Below are 5,936 nucleotides of genomic sequence, written 5' to 3'. Positions count from 1 at the left end.
CTCGCGAGCTGCGGCGGAGGAGATCTCCTGCGGCTTCGAGTGTACCTCCCACGGAGGCGGATACCCCGGCGAGCTGATGGTGCCGGGCCTGATAACGGGAGAGTGCGTCGCTCATCGGGTACCTCGAGAGAAGAGTCGGTGGATTCGAGGGCTCAGGGCCCTCCCTCTGCGGCCTGCTTCAACTCGAGCAGGTACAGCTTGAGGTAGGCCTGGGCGCGGCTGACGCGCTTGTAGGAGTTGACCACGGTTATCTGCAGCAGACGGGCGCATTCCTCGTGATCCTCCACGTCCTGGTGGTGGTACAGCTCCCACGCTCCTGCCTCCTTGGGGTGCTCCTTCTGGAGACGAGCGAACGCGGCCCAGTAGAGCTCTTGAGCCTCACTGCGCGCCTCGGTGCGCCGGGCGTTCTCCACGGCGCGGCCCACCTCGGCAGGAGACTCCTCCATGACGTCATCTGGATCCTTGGACGCAGGGGCCAGGTCCTCGCGCTGCCGCCGGTAGAAGTCGATGGCGACGTGCTTGACGATGCGCAGGAAGAAAGTCTTGGGAGAAGCGGCCTTTCCGGGCATGTGCTCGGAGATGCCGCGGAACTGCTCCAACCCGCGGTCGATGAACTTTCCCACTGCGTCCTGGAAGAGCTCGTCCCCGTCCGCAGGAGAGCCCCGGCCGTAGCTGGCCTGAATCTTGCCAATGACGTAGCGAGCGGGACGGCCCCAGCGTGCGACGAGCGCGCCCAGCGGTCCATTGAAGGACTCGCCAGCGGAGCGGCGTCGGGACACTTCCGCGAACAATTCGTCATCCGTGAGCTGGTCGTACACCGAAGGAACCTAATTACGCCGAGGGGTTGAGTGCCTACCCACCTGAAGGGTGAGCTTGGCATCGACTGCTCGGCAAGGTACCACGATGGCATCCGCAGGCATCCTCCGATGACGAGGTCCCCAGGTTCTGGTGAACGGACAGGTAGGGGGGCGTCGGAGGCAGGGACGGGCCATTTCAAGCTTCCTGACACAAGCCCGAGTCCGGAAAATCCACCGTCAGGGCCAGGGGGAAGTGGCGTCCCTGCCGGCAACTCTTTTTGAGGTGTTGTTCCATGTCTCCCCGCACCATCGTCATTGGCGACCTGCATGGCTGTTACGACGAGGCCATCGAGCTGCTCGACAAGGTGGGCGCCACCACCAGCGACCGAGTCATCTTCGCGGGGGATCTCGTGGACCGGGGTCCCAAGCGCCGTGAGTGCGTGGAGCTGGCCATGCGCTACGAGGCCATCCAAGGCAACCACGAGGAGCAGCACCTGCAGCAGCGCCGCCGCCCGGACGAGCGTCTGCTGCCGGATCACCTGGAGACGCGCCGCGTGCTCGATCCCGAGCACATGGACTACTTCGCCAGGCTCCCGCTCTACATCCGCCTGCCCGAGCACAACGCCGTCGTGGTGCATGCCGGCGTGATGCCCGACAAGCCCATCGAGGGCCAGGACGCCTACCACTTGCTCCATGCCCAGTGCATCCAGCCTCCAGCGACCAAGAGCTTCTGGCCCTCGAAGGCGCCAGCGACACACCGGTTCTGGACGCACCACTGGAAGGGCCCTGAGCGGGTCATCTTCGGGCACACGGTCTTCGACAAGCCGCTCGTCACGGAGCACGCGGTAGGCATCGACACAGGCTGCGTGTACGGACGCTCGCTCACCGCGGTGGTGCTCCCTTCGTGGGAGCTTGTCTCGGTGCCTGCACGGCAGTCCTACCGGGGCGGCAAGAATGTGGCGCTGATCCCTGTACACGGAGACGTCTCGGTCTTCTCCTGAGCCTCACTCTCTTCTGATCTCGCGCCCGGCCGGCGAGGCCCTCCCTTCCAGGGTCTCGTGGCTTCGCCACTCAGGCGCACCTTCTCCTTTTCAACCCCACTTCACCTGAAGCGAGTACCGATCCCGGTGCTCGCTTCTCACGTCTCACCCGCAGCACGATCCCGGAGGGGACCATGACGACGAAGCAGAACACCCCGATGCTTCCGGAGGCACAGCGCGGGCCCGCCGAGCGGCTGCTCGAGCTTGTGCTCAACGGCTCCGCGCACCTGTGGCACAACCGGCCTGGCCTGGACGTCAACGGCGTCTGGCAGCCGGCGCCCCGCGGCAACGCGGCGATCCCGGCCAAGGCGAAGCGTGTGAGCCCTGGCCTCTTCGTGCCTGCGGCGGTGAAGCTGTACCGGCAGATCCTGGACATCCACAAGCTCAACACGGACCTGATGGCGCACTTCGCATCCTACGCCCTCACGCAGACGGACTGGAGAGACCTGAAGGTGGCCACCTGTGCGCTGATGCTGGTGCAGGGCCACGCGGGCCAGCCGGTGCGCGAGGACAACGGCACTGTGGCCTTCTACGACGACGACCACCGGGCGATTGGTGCTGCGATGATCCTGCACTACGAGCGCAAGTCCACGCGGATGCTCACGCCGAAGGCGGTGCTGCGGGTGGCCGAGCTGCTCGAGACGCCAGAGATCGCGCGCCTCAACCGCGAGGCAGGGTTCGGCGATCCGGGCTCGAAGAAGGCGCCCATGGGTCGGTGGAAGCGCGTGGCGCAGAAGTGGCTCCAGGCGAGGGAGAAGAACCTGCCCATGCTGGAAGGTCTGGTGAAGGCCGGCTTCAAGGAGACGCTGAAGAACCTCGCCCGCAAGGCCGGCTACAAGCCGGAGTCGCAGGCATTCTTTGAGGTGCTCGGCTGGAGGCAGAAGCAGGCGTCCGGTGGCCACCGCGCGGTGGGGCTCGAGGGGCTGAGGCTGATCAAGCGTGAGCGCTTCGACGGGCTCTCCGAGGCGGAGATCTGCGAGGCCATCGAGACGCAGCGGCTCTCCCACAAGGAGGTGGTGGGCCGTCTGCCGAAGGACATGGGGCTCACGCCGGCCATCATGGTGGCGTTGCTGCCGTCGCTGTCGGACAGGGACTTGCGGATGCTGACGCCGACGCTGGAGGAGCTGGGCCTGCTGTCTGAGCCCACCATCCGGGCACGCTGGGAGAAGGCCGTGGAGTCGGCGACCGACCAGCGGGCGCTCCACATCGCGAAGAACGTCCGGAGCAAGGAGCTGCGCGAGAAGCTGGAGGAGGCGAGCGACAACGCGGCGAGGCAGGCCGTGGCGGAGGCTACTGCGGAGGCGGACGTGAGGGTGATGTTCCTCATCGACAAGTCCGGCTCCATGGAGGGCGCCATCGAGCAGTCCAAGGAGGCGCTGACGCGCATCCTCGCGGGCTTCCCGATGGAGAAGCTGCACATCGCGTCGTTCGACACGGTGGGGACGGTGCTCAAGCCGAAGGTGTCCAGCCGCATGGCGGTACAGCACATGCTGCAGGGCATCAAGGCGTCTGGCGGTACGACTCATGCGGCCGCGGTGCACGCCCTGCACCGGGACAAGGTGATCGTGCCGGCGCAGGCAAAGCTCATCGTCATCGTGGTGGGCGACGAGGCGGGCGAGGCAGGTGACCAGTTCGCCCGGGCCTTCCGTGAGTGCGGCTACACGGTGGCGGCGATGGCGCTGCTGGTGAGCGTGGCGGGCGCACGGGGCAGCACCGTGCGCACGTGCGCAGGCCAGCTCCAGGTGCCGTTCAGCGAGGTGTCGGTGGATCAGTTCGTGGACCCGTACCAGGTCCCGCGGGTGCTCAAGGCGTTGCTGGACGCGCCGACGGCAGCTGGCGCCAGCCAGTCTGGCTGGGTCGAGCGGGTGATGCGGACCCCGCTGCTGAAGGTGGCCTGAGCCACGAGAGCGCCATCACTCCGGGTCACACCGGGTGGTGGCGCTCTTCATTTCCAGGCTGCGGCCCTACACCACCGGGCGCCAGAGGTCGCGCAGATCGGAGGGGAGCTGGCGCATGACCTGCTCCACCTCACCGTCGCTGACCTGATCCTGGATGGCGGCGAGCACTGCGCGGATGACCGGCTCGACGGCCTCGGGTTGGAGGCGAGGTGCTTGATGAACGCCGCATAGGTCTGACTGGTGCGGGACTCATGGCGCCGGGCGCGCCGGACTTCCAGCGGAACGTCCCTCGCTGAGGTTGTGCACCGAACGCGGGGTGCGCAAATCACGTTCCAGATGGAGCCTCCCGAAAGAGCGCGAAGGCGCTCGTATAGCCGTGGAGGAAGGTGGTACCGCCCACAGGGCCGATCTCCCCGTTGCAGAAGAAGCCCCCCAATGGAATGGAGCCCAGCATGCCCTCGAAGAGCGAGGTGTCATGGTCCGGGCGGCCATAGAGCTGCGAGCCGCGCCCCAGGCACGAGAAGAGCAGCGCCCCCTGGGGGCTGCCAGCCGCACCTCGCTCATCCCGATAGCGCTGAAGGAGCCGCTTCAGATCTTCGGAGGCCGTGCGCAAGTCCCGCAGGTGGAACTGGACGGCCTGATAGGGCCGCAGCGCCGCTCCAACGGCAATCGCGCCAGACTGAGGATCCACCCCGACGATGTTGCGCACGAGAAAGTCACCCTGCTGGTACTCCACCTGATCCTGCTTCATCTCGATGCCGATGAAGAGCGAGCGCCGGAACAGCGCCTGGTCCCGAGCGTCGAGAGCCTGATGGAGCTCGCGAAGCACCTCGAGAGCTGGGCGCTCGTTGAGCTGAACCAGCACATTGCCCTCACAGCGCGTGACGAGCATGGGCGTCCCGATGGGGCGACAACCCTGGGCGATGATGGCATCGACAACCACATTGCCCGTCAACGCAAGCCCCACGACGCCGGTGCGTACGGAGTGACCGCCAAGAAACAGCCGGGTACTTCCCGGCTCCCGGCTCCCGCTCGCCAGACCGCCTACCTTCAAGACACCCGGGTAGGCATGATCCAGACCCGCCACGAGTGCCTCAGCGTCACATGTGAATGGGTCTGCGATGACCAACAGAGAGGGCCGGTCCTCGGGAGGGACACCGAGGAGGGCGTGCCATTCGTCCGGGCTGGCACCCTCCCCTGGGAGTTGATTCACGTCCAGGTGGAAAGGAACGAGCCGCACACCGGGCAGCACGGCCCCGGTGAGCGAGAGAGCAGGGCCCTGCTCCACCTCATGGTTGGCACCGATGATGCCCCCCCCAGAGCAGCCCAGGATCACGGCTCCAGGAAGACGTGAGTGGATGAGAGCTGCCACATCGACCTCGGTAACCAAGGCAGGCGAGGCAAAAACGACCACCAGATCCGGCTCCCGGCTGCCGAGCCGCGTGCACAGCTCCGTCGTGGCCTTCTCCACGGCCTCTTCGACACTTCCAGACTGGGACAGTGCTGACGCCCACCTCATGACCCGGCTCTCCCTCCCCACCATTCTAGCCAGGACTCTGAGGGCGCGTCCGCCTGGGTCGCTCCAGTGCTCTGGACCTGAGCGGTCTTGAGGCTCACCGGTCGACCAAGTCTCCAGCGCGAGCGTCAACCCACCGTGGCCTGCGGCTTGCCCCCTTCCGAGGGAATGCCGTGGGACTGGCAGCGCAGGGCATTGACGAGGCGATGCGCATGACGGGTTGTCTCTGGCTCGCGATAGCGAGGAGTCAAGCGGAGGACCCACTCGACGGCGGTAGGGAGATCCATCAAGTGGCCTGGGGAGACATAGACGGGACTGACACCCCGGCGCGTCCGCACCGCCATGCCGACCACTTCTCCGCGATGTCGGATCTCGGCCATCGCACCGCGTTCCTCACCCAACGGCCCATGAGTCCCCACCAGCAGCGACTTGGCACAGCCGATGGAGGGCACGCCAAAGAGCAGGCCGCCATGGCAGGCCAGGCCCAGGCGGCGGGGGTGGGCCGCGCCCTGCCCATCGAAGACGAGCAGATCCGGCGCATGGTCCAGGCGCAACCAAGCGGCGGCGAGGACTGGCAGTTCTCGGAAGGAGAGCAAGCCGGGCACGTAAGGGAAACGGAGCGCGGCAGCGGCGCCCTGCTGTGCAACGGGGCTCAGCGACAACGCGTCGAGGACGACAAAGCCTC

6 protein-coding genes are annotated in these 5,936 nt (G+C 66.6%); 2 read left to right on the top strand and 4 right to left on the bottom strand.

Annotated elements, in window-relative coordinates; all coding sequences use genetic code 11:
- Positions 1–152 precede the first annotated feature (152 nt).
- Positions 153–818, bottom strand: coding sequence for an RNA polymerase subunit sigma-70 (locus VD972_RS26560; protein WP_324991539.1), 666 nt, complete (start codon positions 816–818; stop codon positions 153–155).
- Between the two features lie 272 nt (positions 819–1,090).
- Between VD972_RS26560 and VD972_RS26555 the strand changes: the two genes are divergently transcribed.
- Together VD972_RS26555 and VD972_RS26550 are read left to right on the top strand one after the other, a co-directional pair.
- A complete protein-coding gene (locus VD972_RS26555; RefSeq protein WP_324991538.1) occupies positions 1,091–1,798 on the top strand; it encodes a metallophosphoesterase in 708 nt (235 codons plus the stop codon).
- A 173-nt stretch (positions 1,799–1,971) separates the two neighbouring features.
- Positions 1,972–3,735: a vWA domain-containing protein gene (locus VD972_RS26550; RefSeq protein ID WP_324991537.1), complete on the top strand. Its 1,764-nt coding sequence runs from the start codon at positions 1,972–1,974 to the stop codon at positions 3,733–3,735.
- 66 nt (positions 3,736–3,801) lie between these two features.
- On the opposite strand, the gene VD972_RS26545 is transcribed toward VD972_RS26550, so the two are convergent.
- The 3 genes from VD972_RS26545 to VD972_RS26535 form a co-directional block, all read right to left on the bottom strand.
- Entirely contained in the window at positions 3,802–3,903 is a 102-nt protein-coding gene (locus VD972_RS26545) for a hypothetical protein (protein ID WP_324991536.1), read from the bottom strand.
- 157 nt (positions 3,904–4,060) lie between these two features.
- Complete coding sequence (locus VD972_RS26540) at positions 4,061–5,254, bottom strand: FIST signal transduction protein (protein ID WP_324991535.1); 1,194 nt, start codon at positions 5,252–5,254, stop codon at positions 4,061–4,063.
- A gap of 125 nt (positions 5,255–5,379) precedes the next feature.
- The coding region (locus VD972_RS26535; RefSeq protein ID WP_324991534.1) for an endonuclease V at positions 5,380–5,936 on the bottom strand (557 nt) is incomplete at its 5' end.

The organism is Hyalangium sp., from assembly GCF_035629615.1.
Lineage (GTDB): Bacteria > Myxococcota > Myxococcia > Myxococcales > Myxococcaceae > Hyalangium.
This window is presented reverse-complemented; position numbering and strand designations above follow the sequence as displayed.